Source organism: Cupriavidus sp. 05N40 (assembly GCF_056397305.1).
In genome coordinates this window covers 1-16,327 of sequence record NZ_JBFTND010000068.1, presented here as the reverse complement: position 1 = coordinate 16,327, position 16,327 = coordinate 1, and the positions used below count along the sequence as shown (strand labels likewise).

Sequence of the window (16,327 nt, the reverse complement as noted above, 5' to 3'; positions counted from 1 at the left end):
CGCATAGAACAAACCATGTCCCCACAAAGAAACGACTGCCTGCGTCTTCTGCGCGCGCTCGGCCTGCTATGGCTGGCCTTGCTGGCGTTCGGCGCCCAGCACGCTGGCGCGGCGCCGCCGCGCATCGCCGTGCTCACCACCTCGCCGGTGCCGGCCGGCAAGTTCGAGCCGCTGCAGGCGATGGCGCGCGCGCATGGCATGACGCTCGGCGCGCGCTATCTCGAACGCATGAGCGCGCAGGATGTGGCGCCGTTCATCGACGGCGCCGCAATGCTGATCCTGGATGCGCCACGCGATCACATCGTGACCGACATGCTCGCCAGGCTCGGGCCGCTGTGGACGAACGCGCGCGTGCCGCGACTGCTGATCGCCACCGACCGCTTCGAAGCGCACGGCGTCGACGCCGCGCTCGGCAAGCGCGTGCACGCGTACTACGTCAACGGCGGCCGCGCCAACTTCGACGCCATGATGCGCACGCTGGCCGCGCAGCAATTCCGGCTGCGCGCCGCCATGGGCGAAGACAGCACCATCCCCGCGCCGGTGATCTTCCCCAAGGCCGCCTACTATCACCCGCGCCTGGCGAGCGTGGTCACCGAATCGCCGGATGCCGCGCTCGCCGTCTCCGGCCATGCGGGCGAGCCGGTGATCGGCGTGGCGATCCACCAGGCCTATGTGTCGGGACTCGACAGCGCTTTCGTCGATGACCTGGTCGCGCGCATCGAGGCGCGCGGCGCCCGCGCCCTGGTGTTCTACAGCCCCGTGATGGATGCCGACGGCGTGCTGCGCATGGCCGCGCCCGGCGGCAAGCGCATCACCGACGTGCTGGTCAACGGGCAGATCATGCTCAACGCCGCGGGCCGCAAGGCCGAGTTCGAAACGCTCGGCATTCCGGTGTTGCAGGTCATGCCCTATCGCCGTGGCGACGCGCAGGACTGGGCGCGCGACCCGCAAGGCATCAGCCTCACCGACACGCCCTTCTACCTCGTGCAGCCGGAACTGGCCGGCGTCAGCGATCCCATGCTGGCGGCCGCCACTTCGCAGAAGGACGGCAGCATCGTCAGCCTGCCGGCGCAGCTCGATGCCGTCGCCGACAAGGCGCTCGCGCTCGCGCGCCTGCAGCGCACGCCGAATGCCGACAAGCGCGTGGCGGTGCTGTTCTACAACTATCCGGCGGGCGAGAAAAACCTGTCGGCATCGTTCCTCAACCTGCCGCGCAGCCTTTCGTCCACGCTTGCTTCGCTGCATGCCGCGGGCTACCGCACCGAAGCCGCGAACGAAGCCCTGCTGCAGCGCGAGCTCGGCGCGCTGCTCGCGCCCTTCTATCGCGAAGGCCAGCTCGGCCGCCTGCTCGACGCAGGCCGCGCGGCATGGATGCCGATGGCGCAATACCGCCGCTGGTACGACGCGCAGCCGGCCGGATTCCGCGCCGAGGTCAAGGCGCGCTGGGGCGAACCCGAATCATCGGCCATGGCGACCCGCCGCAACGGCGAGGCGGGTTTTGCCATCCCGCGCCTGCAGCTCGGCAACGTGGCGCTGATGCCGGTGCCGCCGCGCGGCGAGCGCGACGAAGCCGCCGAGAAAGCGCTCTACCACTCCACCAGGACGCCGCTCAACCATTTCTACATGGCCGCCTACCTGTGGGCGCGCGAAGGGCGCGACGCGCTGGTCCACTACGGCACCCACGGCACGCAGGAATGGACGCCCGGCAAGGAGCGCGGCCTGTCCGTGACCGACCAGCCCTACCTGGTGCTGGGCAGCGTGCCGGTGATCTATCCCTACATCGTCGACGACGTGGGCGAAGCGCTGCAGGCCAAGCGCCGCGGCCGCGCCACCATCGTCAGCCACCAGACCCCGCCGTTCAAGCCGGCGGGCCTGCATACGGATCTCTCCACGCTGCATGACCAGCTGCACAACTACCTGCAGCAGGACGAAGGCGCGGTGAAGGACACGCTGCGCGACGACATCCTCGCGCGCAGCGATCGCCTGCACCTGCTCGACGACATGGGCTGGCCGCGGGCACTCGCCGGCGCGCAGTTCACGGGCTTCCTCGATGCGTTGCACACGCACCTGCACGAACTCGCCGGCGCGCTGCAGCCGTACGGACTGCACACCTTCGGCGAATCGCAGCAGCCCGAGCTACGTCTCTACACGGTGATGGCCATGCTCGGCCCGGCATGGCTCAAGCGTGTGTTTCCGCAGGAGCCGGAGGAACTGTTCGCGCTCGACTACAGGCAGCTCGCGCAGACCGCGCCCTACGCCATGCTGCGCCGTTACGTAAACGACGGCGCGCCGCTGGCCAGCCTGGCCGATGTGCGCCAGCGCGAAGACATGCAACGCGCCCGCACGCTCTACGCCAGCCTCGACGCAGCGCCCGAGGGCGAAGCGGTGCTCACCGCGCTGGCCGGCCGCTATGTGCTTGCCGGCACCGGCGGCGATCCCGTGCGCAATCCCGATGCGTTGCCGACCGGGCGCAACCTGTACGGCTTCGATCCGTCCAAGGTGCCGAGCCGCGAGGCATGGCAGGCGGGGCAGGCTGCCGCTGAAGCGATGATCGCGGACTGGCGCGCGCGCCACGGCAGATGGCCCGCCAAGCTCGCCTTCTCGCTGTGGAGCGTGGAAACCATGCGGCACCAGGGCATGCTCGAGGCACAGGCGCTGGCTGCCATGGGCATCCGCCCGCAGTGGGACGGCGGCGGCCGCGTGATCGGCGTGGAAGCGATCCCGGCGGCGGAACTCAAGCGTCCGCGCGTGGATGTGGTGCTGTCCGCCACCGGCCTCTACCGGGACCACTTTCCCAACCTGATGAAGTGGCTGGCCGAAGCCGTCAGGCTGGCCGCGGCGCAGCCCGAGCCCGACAACGCGGTGGCCGCCGGCACGCGCCTGGTGCGCGAGCGCCTGGCGCAGCTCAAGGCGCAGGACATGAGCGCGGAGCGCATCGAGGCGCTGGCGCTCACGCGCATCTTCGCCAGCGAGTCCGGCAACTACGGCACGGGCCTCAACGACGCCACCCTCGCCAGCGACAGCTTCGGCAGCGGCAAGGCGGCGGATGCGAAGCTTGCCGGCCTCTATCTCGCGCGCATGCAATACGCCTACGGCCCCGATGAAAAGACCTGGGGCGAGAAGCTGCCGCAGCTCAATCTCTATGCGGAGAATCTCAAGGGCGTGGAGGGCGCGCTGCTGGCGCGCAGCTCCAACCTGTATGGCATGCTCACCACCGACGATCCGTTCCAGTATCTCGGCGGCATCGGGCTGGCGGTGCGGCACCTCACCGGCAAGGCGCCGGAGCTGCTGATCTCCAACCTGCGCGACGCGAACCACGCGCGCACCGAAACGGCAGCGTCCTTTCTCGCCACCGAACTGCGCACGCGTTACTTCCATCCCGGCTGGATCGAGGGCATGAAGGCCGAAGGCTACAGCGGCGCGCTCAATATGCTCGACACCGTCAACAACTTCTGGGGCTGGACCGCGGTGGCGCCGGAGATCGTGCGCGACGACCAGTGGACCGAGTTCGCCGAGGTCTACGTCAAGGACAAGCACAAGCTCGGCCTCGACGAATGGTTCGAGCGCAACGCGCCCCAGGCCCAGGCGCAGGTCATCGAGCGCATGATGGAGGCCGCGCGCAAAGGCTACTGGAAGGCCGATCCCGCGCTGCTCAGGACGCTGGCCGAGCGCTGGCAGACGCTCGCGCAGCGGCACGATATCCGCAGCGACAACCGCAGCTTCAACCGTGACGTGCAGCAACAGGCTGGCGCGGCCGGCGCGCCGGGCTACGGCATGCAGGCGCCCGCGGCGGCGCCGTCCGGCGCACCAAAGCCCGCGGCACCGCAAGCCGCGACGCCGCCGAAGCCGCGGCAGCAGGCCGAGCCGCAGCCACGGTCGCCGCAGCCCGCGCCGCCTGCGCAGACGCAAGCGGTGCAAGGCATGCAGCTGGTCGAGCGCAAGCCGCCCGCCGCGGCCATCGTGCCGGTGCTGTCCTGGCTCGCCGCGGGCATCGCGCTGGGCGGGGCGCTGCTTGGCGGCGCCATCAGCGCGCGCCGCCGCGGCGGCGTCGCGCTTCTCCCCGAAAAACACACCAAGACCCACTGAACATCATGACCCCTACCCTGCTTGAAACCCTGATGTATGACGTCGGCCAGTTGTTCCTGTACCCGACGCTCGCCTTGATCGGCCTGCTCTTTCTCTACGCCTTCTGGGCGCTCGGCGAGTTCGCCATGCAGGCCTGGCAGCGCCGGCGCAACGCCATCGAGAGCGGGCGCGGCTACGCACTGGTGACATTCGCGCTGCGCCAGCGCGTGCAGGACCCCGACGCGCTCGACGTCGCCGCGCACCGCCTGCTGGAATGGCCGCGCATCGCCACGCGCGTGGCGCCCATGCTGGGACTGGTGGCGACCATGATCCCGATGGGCCCCGCGCTCAAGGGCTTGTCCGGCGGCAATCTCGCCAATGTGGGCGAGAACCTCACCATTGCCTTCTCCGCCGTGATCCTGGCGCTGATCGCGGCCAGCATCACGTTCTATGTGGTCAACGTGCGCCGGCGCTGGCTGGCCGAGGAACTGGTCTGGCTCGGCAAGCACCAGCCGCAATGGGAGGTGGACGCATGAAATTCCTCGAAGAGAGCGAAGCCGACGATCCCATCCTGTCGGTGGTGAATCTCATCGACGTGTTCCTGGTGGTGATCGCCGCGCTGCTGGTGGCGATCGCGCAGAACCCGATGAACCCGTTCACGCATGCCGACGTCACCGTCATCACCAATCCGGGCAAGCCCAATATGGAGATCGTGTCCAGGCAGGGCGAGAAGGTCGTGCGCTACCAGGCCAGCGGCCAGGTCGGCAGCGGCGACGGCACCAAGGCCGGCGTGGCGTATCGCCTGAAGGACGGCTCGATGGTGTATGTGCCGGAAGGCGCAACTGGACAATAATAGTCACGACGCGCCRCCTGTGCCGATGGCGCGCGTGGCACGCTTCGTGCGGCGCGAATGCCCGTACAAGCGCCGCGAGCAACAACCGTAGCATTGAAACAGGACCACCCCGCCATGCCCACACTTACCCGCCTTGCTCCTCGCCGCGCCGCCGGAATGGTGATCGCGTCCGCCATCCTGGCGGGACTGGCCGGTTGCGCCGGCACGCCGCCCGCCGCCGTCGCGGGGGATGTCGCGCACCAGTTCACCGGTAAGACTTACGTGCTGCTGGGCGAGGTGCACGACAATGCCGACGGCCAGAAACGGCGCCTGCTGGCGCTGTCGAGCGCGCTCGAGGCAGGCTGGCGGCCCGCCATCGCCATGGAACAGTTCGACCGCGAACGCCAGGCCGATATCGACCGCGCGCGCCGCGAGCGTCCCGGCGATGCGGCCTACGTGGTCGCGCAGGCCGGCGGCACGGGCTGGCAATGGGAGCTGTACACGCCGGTGGTGGCGCTCGCGCTGCGCTACGACCTGCCGCTGGTGGCGGCCAACCTCTCGCGCGCCGATGCGGGCAAGATCGTGCGCGGCGGGCTCGACGGCCTGTTCGATACGGCCGAGCGCAAGCGCCTCGGTCTCGCCGCGCCGCTGCCCGCCGACGTGGCCAGCGAACAGACCGCCGTGCTCGAGCGCGGCCACTGMGGCAATTTCCCCAAGGCCATGCTGCCCGGCATGCTCGACGCCCAGGCCGCGCGCGACGCCGTGATGGCCGCCGCCATGCGTGCCTACGCCGACCGCGGCGCCGTGCTGATCGCCGGCAACGGCCACGTGCGCCGCGACGTCGGCGCGCCGCGCTGGCTCGCCACCGAGCAGGGCAAGATCTACAGCGTGGGCTATCTCGAACAAGCCGGCGCCGGCGAAGTGGGCGCCTATGACCGCGTGGTGCTGGTGCCCGCGCACAAGCGGCCGGACCCGTGCAAGGATGCGAAACCCGGCGCGGAGGCCGCGCCGGCCTGAGTGGCCAGACCGGCTTGCGCTGCGCCAACTGCGCGGCGCATGCCCTGCCCGCGCACTCGGCCAGCGCCAGCCGGACTCAAGCCGGCTATCGGCCGGCTATCAACCGGCCATCAACCGTATCAGCCGCCTATCAGCCGAACAGCTCCTCCGCCACCGTCGGATGCAGTTGCACCGTGGTGTGCAGGTGCGACAGCTTCACGCCAAGGCGCAGCGCTACCGCGAAGGCCTGGATGATTTCCGGCGCGGCGTTGTCCATCATGTGCGCGCCCAGCACGCGGCCGCTGCGCGCGTTGACCACCAGCTTCACCATCGATGCCTGCTCGCTGCCGCCGAAGCGGCTTTCCAGCGAGACGAAGCGGCGCACCACGCTCTGCACGCGCTCGGCCTTGCCGGCGTCTTCGATGGCCTGCCGCTCGCTCAGGCCGACGCTGCCGATGGCGGGTTCGCAGAAGACGGCCGTGGGCACCATGTCGAAATCCGCGCGGTCGCCGCGCCGCCCGAACAGGCGGTCGGCCAGCCAGCGTCCCTGGGCGCTGGCCACGGGGGTAAGGTGCAGGCCGTCGATGACGTCGCCGACGGCGTGGATCGAGCGTACCTTGCTGCGGAAGGAGCGGTCGACCTGGATGCCGCCCTTCTCGGCCCGTTCCACGCCGAGCGCTTCGAGGCCGAGACCGTCCCAGACCGGCTCGCGGCCGATGGCGGCGAGCGCGGCCTGCGCGCGCACGGTGTGGATGCGCTCCTTGCCGCCGTTGCCGCCATTCCCGCCATTCCCGCCGTTGCCCGCTTGCCGGTAGCACACGTCGATGGCGCCGTTGGCCTGGTTGAGCAGCGTGACCTCGGCATTGAAATGCAGGCGCACGCCCTTGGCGGCGAGTGCTTCGGCCAGCGCCGCGGCGATCTCGTGGTCGAAGCGCTGCAGCAGGCGGTCTTCGCGCACCAGCAGTTCGACCTTGACGCCGTAGCGCGACAGGATCGAGGCCTGCTCCACCGCGATATAGCCGCCGCCGATCACCACGATCGAGGCAGGCAGGCTCTGCCAGGTGAAGATGTCGTCGGAGCTGCTGGCCAGCTCGCCGCCGGGCACCGGCAGCGTGCGCGGGCGCGCTCCGGTGGCGATCAGGATGCGGCGTGCGCGGATGGTCTCGGCGCCGACCAGTACCTGGTCGGAGGCGGTGACGGTGGCCTCGCCGTGCAGCAGTTCCACGCCGGCGTTCTGCAGGTTGTGCGTATAGGCCACGTGCAGGCGCGCCATCTCGGCGTTGACGCGCACGATGGCGTCGCTCCAGTCCTCGCGCCCGCCGGTGTGCGAGAGGCAGCCGGAGAGGATGGCGGCCAGGGTGCCGCCGTAGGAGAGCATCTTCTTGGGCACGCAGCCGCGATTGACGCAGGTGCCGCCGATGGCGTCGCGCTCGACGAGCACCACGCGCGCGCCGTGCGATGCGGCGCGCCGTGCCGCGGCCACGCCGCCGGAGCCGGCGCCGATCACCACGAAATCCGCTTCGCGCTGCGCGCCGGACTTGCGCTTGCCGCGGCGCGGCACGCGCTCGACGGCCTGCTCGGTTGTCGCCCTGCGTGCGCTCTGGCGCTCGCTTGCCGGTCTTGCCTGGCGTTTTGTCATCAATGCCTCCTGTGGCGGCCTTGGCCGCATTGCACATCGTGATGACAGAGCCGGGCGCCGGACCGGCGCGTTGTTGCCCGCTACGCGCCGGCGCCCAGCTCCGTCTTCATGACAGACGGCCAGTCGCGCAGGAAGGTTTCCGCGTCGCGCTGGCCGAGTTCGTAGGCACCGATCATCGCGCCGGGCTGGGTGTAGTCCCAGCTCGAGATCGGTACCCGTTGCGAAGGTTGCAGATAGAGCCGCCGCTGCCCGCCCTGCTGCAGCACGAAGCGCTGCGGGCGCGGATAGAGCCTTGTCACCAGTACCAGGACGTTGCCCGGCGTCGGGTCGAGCGCGTCGACCGGCACGTTGTCCACCATGCCGCCGTCCAGCACCGGGCGCCCGTTGCGCCGCAGCACCGGCGTGAACGGCGGCGTGGATGCCGATTGCAGCAGCAGGTCGGCCAGTTGCTCGGGCGAGGCGCAATCCTGCGCGCGCACGAATTCCGGATGGAAGCCGAGCTTGCGCCCAAGCCGCGGATGCAGCGTCTTGAACCAGTGTTTCTCGATGTTGTACGCCAGCAGCCCGGCCATCACCGCCGTGCGCGGCCCGCTCCAGCGCGGGATATGCGCCACGCCGATGCGGATCTCGGGCGCGTCCTGCAACTGCGCCAGGCGGCCGTCGGCGAAGATATTCAGCAGCGCGGTGCGGTAGATGCCGTAGTGCGGAAACACGCGCTGCCTGGTCAGCAGGTTGCTCCAGTAGACATTGCGGCGGTTGCTGGCCAGCACGTCCTGGTAGTACGCCATCACCTGGCGCGCATCGTGCGTGTAGATCATGCACGCGGTGGCGGCGCCGGCCGAGATCCCGGCGATCACGCGGGGGCGCAGGCCCAGCTCAGGCGCCACCTTGTCCCACCAGCCGGCCTGCCACCAGCAGCGGTTGCCGCCGCCGGCGAACACGACCTGGTCGAAGGGGGAGGCGCAAGGCGAAGCGCCGGGCCGGAGGGTTGCGGGGCTCATGCAGTGAGGGTCATGCGCCGGATGGCGCGCAATGTCGGTGGGCAAGCCGGGCGAAGCGCCGCTCACAGCAGCGCGTAGGTTGTGGTGGCCTGCACGGCCAGCTTGCCGTCCGTGCCGGTCAGTTCGATCTCGCCGAACACCACGGTCTTGCCCAGGCGCAGCACGCGGGCGTGCACCAGCACGTCGCCCTTGATCACGGGGCGCATGAAGTTGGTGGTCAGCGTGACGGTGGTCATGGGGCGGAAGCTGCCCAGCGCGCTGGCGATGGCCACGATCATGGCGGTATCGGCGGCGGACATCAGCACCTGGCCGCACACCACGCCACCCGCGTGGCGAAACGATTCGTCGAACGGAAGCCGCAGTGTTACGCCTTGCGCATCAACGGCTTCGGCGCGCAGGCCGAGCTGGCGCACCCAGGGTGCCAGCACGCGCTGCAGCATGCCGTCGATATCGGCGGGCGTGAGAGTGGATTCCGGCATTGGCTCTGGCATGGCAGTCCCGTCTGTCCTGGGTGGCGGCCGGCCAGGCTGCTACTCGGTCTCCTCCGGCGCGGCGCGATGTTTGAGCCAATGATACAGGGGGCCGGTGCACAGCACCACGAAGGCCATCCGGATCACATGGAAGGCGGTGACCAGCGGCACGCCCAGCTCGAGCACCTTGGCGGTGATGCACATCTCGGCGATGCCGCCCGGCGTGGTGGCGAGGATGGCGGTGGCCGGATGCACGCCCGACAGCGCCGACAGGAGCCAGCCGAACAGCGCGGACAGCACCAGCGCCACCAGCGTGTAGAGTGCCACGCCGGTCAGGAAGCGCGGCGCGGTGTGCAGGAAATCACGCGAGAAGCGCGCGCCCAGCGAAACACCGATCAGCAGCTGGCCCGCGCGGCTCATCCAGGTGGGAATGGCCGACAGCTCGATGCCCGATGCCGTCAGCACCGCCGCGGCCAGCAGCGTGCCGATCACGAAGGGATTGGGCAGGTTCGCGCGCCGCGCGAGCAGCGCCACGCTGACGGTGATGGCGATCAGCACCAGCAGCCCGGCGTAGTTCACCGTGCGCGGGCCCGGGACATAGGGATCGAGCCCGTGGATGCCGCCGTACTGGAACAGCGCCGGCACCGCCACCACCACCATCAGCACCCGCAGCGAATGCGCGGCGGCGACCTGGTCGATGCGCGCGCCGTTGCGCTCGGCCAGGTTGGCCATCTCGGATGCGCCGCCGATGGCGGTGGAGAAGTACGCCGTCTTGAACGCCACGCCGGTGCTCCCGCGCAGCAGGAACGCGCCGCCGCAGCCCAGCGCCAGGGCGAACAGCGAACCGGCCACGATATAGGGGAGGAACTCCAGCAGCCGCGCCACCACGTCGGCGGTGAAGTAGAGCCCGAGCGAGGTGCCGATGGCCCACTGCCCGGCGTTGCGCGCCTGCGTCGGCGCGCGCAGGTCGGCCCCGCGCATGCGCGCGATGGCTACGGCCAGCAGCGGACCGATCATCCAGGGCAGCGGCGTGTGCAGCAGCGTGCAGAGCAGCGCGGCCGTCAGGCCGAGCAGCAGCGTCAGCACGACCGGACGCCAGCGGTGATAGAGAGTGGACATGTGGCGGCGGCCTGGCGAATGCGCCAGGACCGTCTGGAATGACGGCGGTGCTTGCTCCCGCGCCCCTCAGGGGCGGAGGGGAGAATGCATGCGCGATATCAGGTTGGTCAGCAACAAAAAAAAGCCCGGCACCGCGAAGTGCCGGGCCTTGCCCGCATTTTGCCCCGGATCAGCCGGCGGCGTCGGCTACCTCGCCGCGCCGCGCCGAGCGCCGCGCGAGCCAGCCCAGCACGCGCGGGATCACCACCACCGCCACGGTCATGGCGAGGATGGTGGCCGAGATCGGCTGCGTCACGAAGATCGACCAGTCGCCCTGGCTGATGGACAGCGCGTTGCGCAGCTGCTTCTCCGCGATGGGACCGAGGATCATGCCCACGATCACCGGCGCGGTGGGGAAGTCGAAGCGGCGCATGGCCATGCCCAGCACGCCGATCACGAACAGCAGCAGCAGGTCGAACCACGACTGGCGGATGCCGTAGGCGCCCAGGCCCGCGAAGATCAGGATGCCGCCGTACAGCAGCGGCGTGGGGATGCGCAGCATGCGCACCCACAGGCCGATGGCCGGCAGGTTCAGCACCAGCAGCATCACGTTGCCGATGTACAGCGAAGCCAGCAGGCCCCACACCAGGTCGCCCGAGGTCTGGAACAGCATCGGGCCCGGCTGCAGGTTGTAGTTCTGGAACGCCGCCAGCAGGATCGCGGTGGTGTTCGAGGTGGGGATGCCCAGCGTCAGCAGCGGCGCCAGCGTGGCGGTGACCGCGGCGTTGTTGGCGGCTTCGGGGCCGGCCACGCCTTCGATCGCGCCGACCGTGCCGAACTCGCCCTTGTGCTTGGACAGCTTTTTCTCGGTGGCGTAGGACAGGAAGGTCGGGATTTCCGCGCCGCCGGCCGGGATCAGGCCGAACGGGAAGCCGATGATGGTGCCGCGGATCCAGGCCGGCACCGAGCGCTTCCAGTCCGACTTGGTCATCATGATGCTGCTGAGCTTGTTGAAGCTGCCGCCGGGCTGCGGGAAGAAGGCGTTGAACAGCGCCTCGCCCACCGCGAACAGGCCCACCGCCACCACCACGATATCGACACCGTCGTACAGCTCCTGCACGTTCATCGAGTAGCGCGTCTGGCCCGACAGCGAGTCCATGCCGATCAGGCCGATGCCAAGGCCCAGGAACAGGCTGGTCATGCCACGCAGCAGCGACGAGCCCAGCACCGCCGACACGGTGGTGAAGGCCAGCAGCATGATCATGAAGTACTCGCCGGGGCCGAACTGCAGCGCCACGTCCGCCGCCACCGGCGCGAACATCGACAGCAGCACGGTGGCGATGGTGCCCGCCGCGAACGAGCCGATCGCCGCGGTGGCCAGCGCCGGGCCGGCGCGGCCGCTCTTGGCCATCAGGTTGCCTTCCATGGCGGTGACCATGGTGGACGATTCGCCCGGCGTGTTCATCAGGATGGAGGTGGTGGAGCCGCCGTACATGGCGCCGTAGTAGATGCCGGCGAACATGATCAGGGCGGCGGTCGGTTCCACCTTGGTGGTCAGCGGCAGCAGCATCGCCACCGTCAGCGCGGGGCCGATGCCCGGCAGCACGCCGATGGCGGTGCCGAGGAAGCAGCCCACCAGCGCCCACATCAGGTTGATCGGGGTGATGGCGACGGCAAAGCCGTGCATCAGCAAATTGAGAGTGTCCATGGATCAGCTCCGGTCAGAACCCGGCGACGGGCAGCAGCGGCAGGTTGATGCCGAGCAGGAATTCGAACAGCGCCCACATCGGCACCGTGATGCACAGGCCGATGAAGCCGTCGCGCAGGAAACGCTTGCTGCCGTAGCCACGCGCCACGCAGATCATCAGCAGCGTCGACGCCAGCACGAAGCCCAGCGTGCCGATCAGGGCCATATTGGCCACCAGGCCGGCCGCGACCCACAGGAAGCCGCGGAAGTTGTGCGGGGCCGAGGGCAGCTCCGCATCTTCCTCGGGCATGTTGCGAAAGCCGCCGCGGATGCCTTGCCAGGTCAGCGCGGCGCCGCACACGGCCAGGCCGATGGCGACCAGCGTGGGCATGAAGCGCGGCGACAGCCCGGCATAGCCTTCGTCGCCGGAGATGCCCGGCAGGCCCACGAAGTAGAACAGGGAGAGCAGCAATACGGCAATGCCGATCGCCAGGTGCGAGGGTTTCATCAAGGACTCCTTCGGGCGGCCGTGCGTGGCGCGCCGCGGTTTGTCGCCCCGCACGCGGCGGGGGCCCGGCGACTTATGGTTTGGTTATTGGGTATCGCAGGTGGACACCAGGCCCCCGACCGCCGCGCACGCACCGGGCATTCCGGTGCGCCGCAGGCAGGGCCGACAGGTGAAGCGATGAAGCAATGAAGCGGTGATGCGGTGATGCGGTGATGCGGTGAATCCATGATGCTGCTGGCCGGCGCCGCGCGCCGGCGCATCGCTTACTTGGCCACGCCCAGTTCGCGCAGCGTGCTGCCCAGGCGGGTCGACTCGCTGTCCACGAACTTGCCGAACTCGTCGCCGGTCAGCAGGAACGGCGTCCAGTCGTTCTTGGTCAGCGTTTCCTTCCACACCGGCGTCTCGGTCGCCTTGACCACCGCGTCCACCAGCGCCTTGCGCTGTTCGGCGGAGATGCCGGGCGCGCCGTACACGCCGCGCCAGTTGTAGATTTCCACGTTGACGCCCTGCTCCTTGAGCGTCGGGATGTCCGCGGTGCGCTCCTTCGAGGTCACGGCCAGCGCGCGCATCTTGCCGCTCTTGATGAAGGGCAGGAACTCGGACACGCCGGCGATGCCGACGGTCACGTGGCCGCCSAGRATCGAGGCCGACGCTTCACCRCCGCCCTGGAASGGCACGTAGTTGATCTTCTTCGGATCCACGCCGACGTCCTTGGCGATCAGGCCGGCCAGGATGTGGTCGATCGAACCTTTGGAGCCGCCGCCCCAGCTCACGCTGCCCGGGTTGGCCTTGAGCTGCGTGGTCAGGTCCTTGACCGACTTCAGCGGCGAATTCGCCGGCACCGTGATCACCATGGTGTCCGCGAACAGGCGCGCCACCGGCGTCGCGTTCTTCAGCGTGACCGGCGGCTTGTTGGTCTCGATCGCGCCCACCATGACCGCGCCGGTGACGACCAGCGCGTTGGGGTTGCCCTTGTCGGTGTTGACGAACTGCGTCAGGCCGATGGTGCCGCCCGCGCCGCCCTTGTTGTCGTACGAAGCCGTCTTGGCCACGCGGGCGGACACCAGCGCGGCGCCCAGCGAACGGCCGGTCTGGTCATAGCCGCCGCCCGGGTTGGCGCCGATCATGAACTTGACGTTGTCGAGGGCGAATGCGGGCGCGGCAGCCACGGTGGCGGTGATTGCGGCCGAGGCCATGACGACATGGGCGAAGCGATGAATCGAACGGCGCATTGCGGTCTCCTGCTTGTTTTAGGGTTGCCGGTGATTGGAGCACGGAGTTTGTGGCGCCTGGCGCGCGCCGACCCGGGGAGCATCCGGCTGGCATTCCAACGGGCTTGCGGGGGGCGGGGGGGCATTCCGGCGCGCCGGGCAGGACCCGGTGGCGAAGTGTTGTCTCCCGTCCGCTGCTCAGCGTGCATGCCGGACTTGTTCTTTGATTTTTGCCAGGCGGTATTTTGCCCGGATGGCCGCTATGCAGGCCATGGGGGGCATTCTAGGTGGGGGAAACTGTCAAAAGGCTGTCAAATTGACAGGTATTAGGCTGGGGTTTACGTGGGGGTGGATGTATGGAACATTTGCATTCCGGCCTTGGCAATGCCCTGGCGCGGCGACGCGCTCAGCCCGCTGCCGGCAACCCCAGCACCGCCCTCACCCCCTTGCCCTGCACCGCCTCGCCCAGTTCCACCGTGCCTCCGAAGCGCGCCGCCATCTCGCGCGAAATGGCCAGTCCCAGCCCGGAGCCGGGCTCGGTATTGCCGACCCGCCGGTAGAACCGCGCGAACACCTTCTCGCGCTCCTCGGGGGGAATCCCCGGCCCGTCGTCTTCCACCACGAGGCAGGCCGTGTTTCCGGCGCGGGCAGCAAAGAGCGTGATGCGGCTGCCCCTCGGCGAATACTGGATGGCGTTGTGGACCAGGTTGGCGAAGGCCTCGCGCAGCAGCGCCGCATCCGCGCGCACCGGCAGCACCAGCCCGGCAGGCCGCTCCCAGCCGAAGTCCTGCTGCTTGCCGCGCGCCAGCGGCAGGTAGTCCAGCGCGACCTGCTCGGCCACCGCCACGGCGTCGGTCAGGGGCGCCGGTTCGGCGGCGTCGCCGGGGTTGTCGGTGCCGGCTTGCTGGCGCACGCGCGCCAGCGCCAGCAGCTGGTTGGTGAGGCGCGCGGCTTGCTCGAGCTGGGTGACGATGCCCCCCACGGCTTCGCGGGCGGCCTGGGGCGCGTGCGCGGGATCTGCGCCGGCGCTCAGCTGGCGCTGGGCGAATTCGGCCTGCGTCTTGAGGATGGCCAGCGGGGTGCGCAACTGGTGCGCGGCGTCGGCGATGAACTGGGCCTGGGCCTGGGTCATCGCGTTGGAGCGCGAGACGTGCAGGTTGACGGCGTCGACCAGCGGGCGCACTTCGAGCGGCACGTGGTCGAAGGCCAGCGGCGCGAGGTCTTCCGCCGGGCGCGCCTGCACGTCGTCGCGCACGCGGGCGAGCGGGCGCAGCACGTAGGTGATGCCGGCCACCAGGATGGCCGCGCTGACCAGGATCAGCAGCACGTCGCGCGCCAGCGCGCCGCGCCATACGGTGGCGATCAGCTCCAGGCGCGGCTCGGCGCTTTCGGCTACCTGCACGATCACGCGCATGTGCGCATTGGGCCGGTACACGGGATGCGCCAGCACGGCGATGCGGACCGGGTCGCCGCGGTAGTCGGCGTCGTAGAAGCGCGACTGGTTGCTGGGCAGCGCACCGGCTGGCAGGGGCAGGTCGTCGTAGCCGGTGACGGTCTCGATGCGGCCGTCGCGCTCGAGCGAGACGCGGTAGAACACGTGGGTCTGCGTGGCCGTCTCGAACATCTCCATGGCGGCGTCGGGCAGCGCGATCTGCACGCTCTCGCCGGCCATGCCGATGGCGTTGTCGATGGCACGCACCGAGCCGTACAGCGAGCGGTCGTAGGCGGCATTGGCGGCGTCGCGCAAGGTGCCGTAGGTCAGCCAGGTATCGAGCGCCATCATCGCCGCCAGCGCGGGCACCAGCAGCAGCAGCAGCTGGCGGCGCAGGCTGCCTTGCAGCCAGTGCCGCAGCCAGTGCCGGGGCAGGCGGCGCAGCATCAGGCCTGCCCTTCCGGTTCCAGCAGGTAGCCGAASCCGCGCAGCGTGACGATGGTCACGCCGTGGCCCGACAGTTTCTTGCGCAGGCGGTAGACCAGCACTTCGATGGCGTCGGGGCTGACGTCGGCATCGAGCGAGAACACCTTGTCGAGCAGTTGCGCCTTGGTCAGCGGCTGGCCGCTCCTGGCCAGCAGTGCGCCCAGCAGCGTCGATTCGCGCGGCGTCAGCGCCAGCGGCGCACCACCCAGGGTGAAGCTGCGGGTCTCGCCGTCGAACACCAGCGAGCCGCATTGCAGGCGCGGATGGGCGCGCCCGCGGCTGCGGCGGATCAGCGCCAGGATGCGCGCCTCCAGCTCGGCGATGGCGAAGGGCTTGGGCAGGTAGTCGTCGGCGCCCAGGTTGAGGCCGCGCACGCGCTCGTCGAGCGTGTCCTGCGCGGTGAGGATCAGCACCGGGGTGCGGTCGTCGCGCCCGCGCATGGACTTGAGCACGGCCAGGCCGTCCTTGCCGGGCAGGCGCAGGTCCAGCACCACGGCGTCGTACTCCTCGGCCATCAGCCGCGCCTCGGCCTGCAGGCCGTCGGCCACGTGCTCGATCACGAAGCCGCCCTGCTCCAGCGCGCGCGCCACCCAGCGCGCCAGTTCGATTTCGTCTTCCACCAGCAGCAAGCGCACGCCGGTCCTCCCATGCTCGATAAACGTCCGTTGTTCACAATGCGGCACCGCCGCCGCCGCGGGGGACTGGCCGCGGGCGCCTATAATAACCCCGCCCCGGGCCGGGCGCGGCGAGCGCGCCAGGGCCCTCCCAGCCACCGATGTCAGCACCGATGGTTCCAGCCTTGCGCAAGTTGCTCCCCGTCTCCGCTCCGCCCGCAGCCTCTTTACCGCCCCTGTCGCCGTCTGCCGCGCCGCGCACCGCCGGCCTGCCGCCGAGCCCGCAAC

13 protein-coding genes are annotated in these 16,327 nt (G+C 69.7%); 4 read left to right on the top strand and 9 right to left on the bottom strand.

The window, feature by feature from the left end; all coding sequences use genetic code 11:
- Positions 1 to 15 precede the first annotated feature (15 nt).
- The 4 genes from cobN (at position 16) to AC1DO7_RS17340 (ending at position 5,914) form a co-directional block, all read left to right on the top strand.
- Positions 16 to 4,086, top strand: coding sequence for a cobaltochelatase subunit CobN (gene cobN / locus AC1DO7_RS17355; protein WP_477116364.1), 4,071 nt, complete (start codon positions 16 to 18; stop codon positions 4,084 to 4,086).
- A 5-nt stretch (positions 4,087 to 4,091) separates the two neighbouring features.
- Complete coding sequence (locus tag AC1DO7_RS17350; protein ID WP_441649899.1) at positions 4,092 to 4,601, top strand: MotA/TolQ/ExbB proton channel family protein; 510 nt, start codon at positions 4,092 to 4,094, stop codon at positions 4,599 to 4,601.
- Complete coding sequence (locus tag AC1DO7_RS17345) at positions 4,598 to 4,918, top strand: DUF2149 domain-containing protein (RefSeq protein WP_441612814.1); 321 nt, start codon at positions 4,598 to 4,600, stop codon at positions 4,916 to 4,918. The genes AC1DO7_RS17350 and AC1DO7_RS17345 overlap by 4 nt, the downstream gene beginning before the upstream one ends.
- A gap of 114 nt (positions 4,919 to 5,032) precedes the next feature.
- A complete protein-coding gene (locus tag AC1DO7_RS17340; RefSeq protein WP_477116363.1) occupies positions 5,033 to 5,914 on the top strand; it encodes a ChaN family lipoprotein in 882 nt (293 codons plus the stop codon).
- Between the two features lie 130 nt (positions 5,915 to 6,044).
- On the opposite strand, the gene AC1DO7_RS17335 is transcribed toward AC1DO7_RS17340, so the two are convergent.
- The 9 genes from AC1DO7_RS17335 to AC1DO7_RS17295 all read right to left on the bottom strand — a co-directional run bounded on the left by AC1DO7_RS17335 (position 6,045) and on the right by AC1DO7_RS17295 (position 16,060).
- A complete protein-coding gene (locus AC1DO7_RS17335) occupies positions 6,045 to 7,532 on the bottom strand; it encodes an FAD-dependent oxidoreductase (RefSeq protein ID WP_441649897.1) in 1,488 nt (495 codons plus the stop codon).
- A gap of 80 nt (positions 7,533 to 7,612) precedes the next feature.
- Positions 7,613 to 8,533 carry a patatin-like phospholipase family protein gene (locus AC1DO7_RS17330; RefSeq protein ID WP_441612811.1) on the bottom strand — a complete coding sequence of 307 codons (921 nt, stop codon included), beginning with the start codon at positions 8,531 to 8,533 and terminating at the stop codon, positions 7,613 to 7,615.
- Positions 8,534 to 8,595: 62 nt separating this feature from the next.
- Positions 8,596 to 9,012: a PaaI family thioesterase gene (locus tag AC1DO7_RS17325; protein ID WP_441649896.1), complete on the bottom strand. Its 417-nt coding sequence runs from the start codon at positions 9,010 to 9,012 to the stop codon at positions 8,596 to 8,598.
- A gap of 51 nt (positions 9,013 to 9,063) precedes the next feature.
- Complete coding sequence (locus tag AC1DO7_RS17320) at positions 9,064 to 10,122, bottom strand: AbrB family transcriptional regulator (protein ID WP_441649895.1); 1,059 nt, start codon at positions 10,120 to 10,122, stop codon at positions 9,064 to 9,066.
- A 169-nt stretch (positions 10,123 to 10,291) separates the two neighbouring features.
- Positions 10,292 to 11,809: a tripartite tricarboxylate transporter permease gene (locus AC1DO7_RS17315; protein WP_441612809.1), complete on the bottom strand. Its 1,518-nt coding sequence runs from the start codon at positions 11,807 to 11,809 to the stop codon at positions 10,292 to 10,294.
- A 13-nt stretch (positions 11,810 to 11,822) separates the two neighbouring features.
- A complete protein-coding gene (locus tag AC1DO7_RS17310) occupies positions 11,823 to 12,296 on the bottom strand; it encodes a tripartite tricarboxylate transporter TctB family protein (protein ID WP_441612808.1) in 474 nt (157 codons plus the stop codon).
- A 263-nt stretch (positions 12,297 to 12,559) separates the two neighbouring features.
- Complete coding sequence (locus tag AC1DO7_RS17305) at positions 12,560 to 13,528, bottom strand: Bug family tripartite tricarboxylate transporter substrate binding protein (RefSeq protein ID WP_441649894.1); 969 nt, start codon at positions 13,526 to 13,528, stop codon at positions 12,560 to 12,562.
- Positions 13,529 to 13,913: 385 nt separating this feature from the next.
- The gene (locus tag AC1DO7_RS17300; RefSeq protein WP_441649893.1) at positions 13,914 to 15,386 is read right to left on the bottom strand and encodes a sensor histidine kinase; all 1,473 of its coding nucleotides are present in this window, start codon (positions 15,384 to 15,386) and stop codon (positions 13,914 to 13,916) included.
- Positions 15,386 to 16,060 carry a response regulator gene (locus tag AC1DO7_RS17295; protein WP_441612805.1) on the bottom strand — a complete coding sequence of 225 codons (675 nt, stop codon included), beginning with the start codon at positions 16,058 to 16,060 and terminating at the stop codon, positions 15,386 to 15,388. The genes AC1DO7_RS17300 and AC1DO7_RS17295 overlap by 1 nt, the downstream gene beginning before the upstream one ends.
- Positions 16,061 to 16,327 lie beyond the last annotated feature (267 nt).

What these genes read in the sequence shown, in the direction of transcription:
- cobN (WP_477116364.1), top strand. Translation starts at nt 16, where the DNA reads ATGTCCCCACAAAGAAACGACTGCCTGCGTCTTCTGCGCGCGCTCGGC.
- AC1DO7_RS17350 (WP_441649899.1), top strand. Translation starts at nt 4,092, where the DNA reads ATGACCCCTACCCTGCTTGAAACCCTGATGTATGACGTCGGCCAGTTG.
- AC1DO7_RS17345 (WP_441612814.1), top strand. Translation starts at nt 4,598, where the DNA reads ATGAAATTCCTCGAAGAGAGCGAAGCCGACGATCCCATCCTGTCGGTG.
- AC1DO7_RS17335 (WP_441649897.1), bottom strand. Translation starts at nt 7,532, where the DNA reads ATGACAAAACGCCAGGCAAGACCGGCAAGCGAGCGCCAGAGCGCACGC.
- AC1DO7_RS17330 (WP_441612811.1), bottom strand. Translation starts at nt 8,533, where the DNA reads ATGAGCCCCGCAACCCTCCGGCCCGGCGCTTCGCCTTGCGCCTCCCCC.
- AC1DO7_RS17325 (WP_441649896.1), bottom strand. Translation starts at nt 9,012, where the DNA reads ATGCCGGAATCCACTCTCACGCCCGCCGATATCGACGGCATGCTGCAG.
- AC1DO7_RS17320 (WP_441649895.1), bottom strand. Translation starts at nt 10,122, where the DNA reads ATGTCCACTCTCTATCACCGCTGGCGTCCGGTCGTGCTGACGCTGCTG.
- AC1DO7_RS17315 (WP_441612809.1), bottom strand. Translation starts at nt 11,809, where the DNA reads ATGGACACTCTCAATTTGCTGATGCACGGCTTTGCCGTCGCCATCACC.
- AC1DO7_RS17310 (WP_441612808.1), bottom strand. Translation starts at nt 12,296, where the DNA reads ATGAAACCCTCGCACCTGGCGATCGGCATTGCCGTATTGCTGCTCTCC.
- AC1DO7_RS17300 (WP_441649893.1), bottom strand. Translation starts at nt 15,386, where the DNA reads ATGCTGCGCCGCCTGCCCCGGCACTGGCTGCGGCACTGGCTGCAAGGC.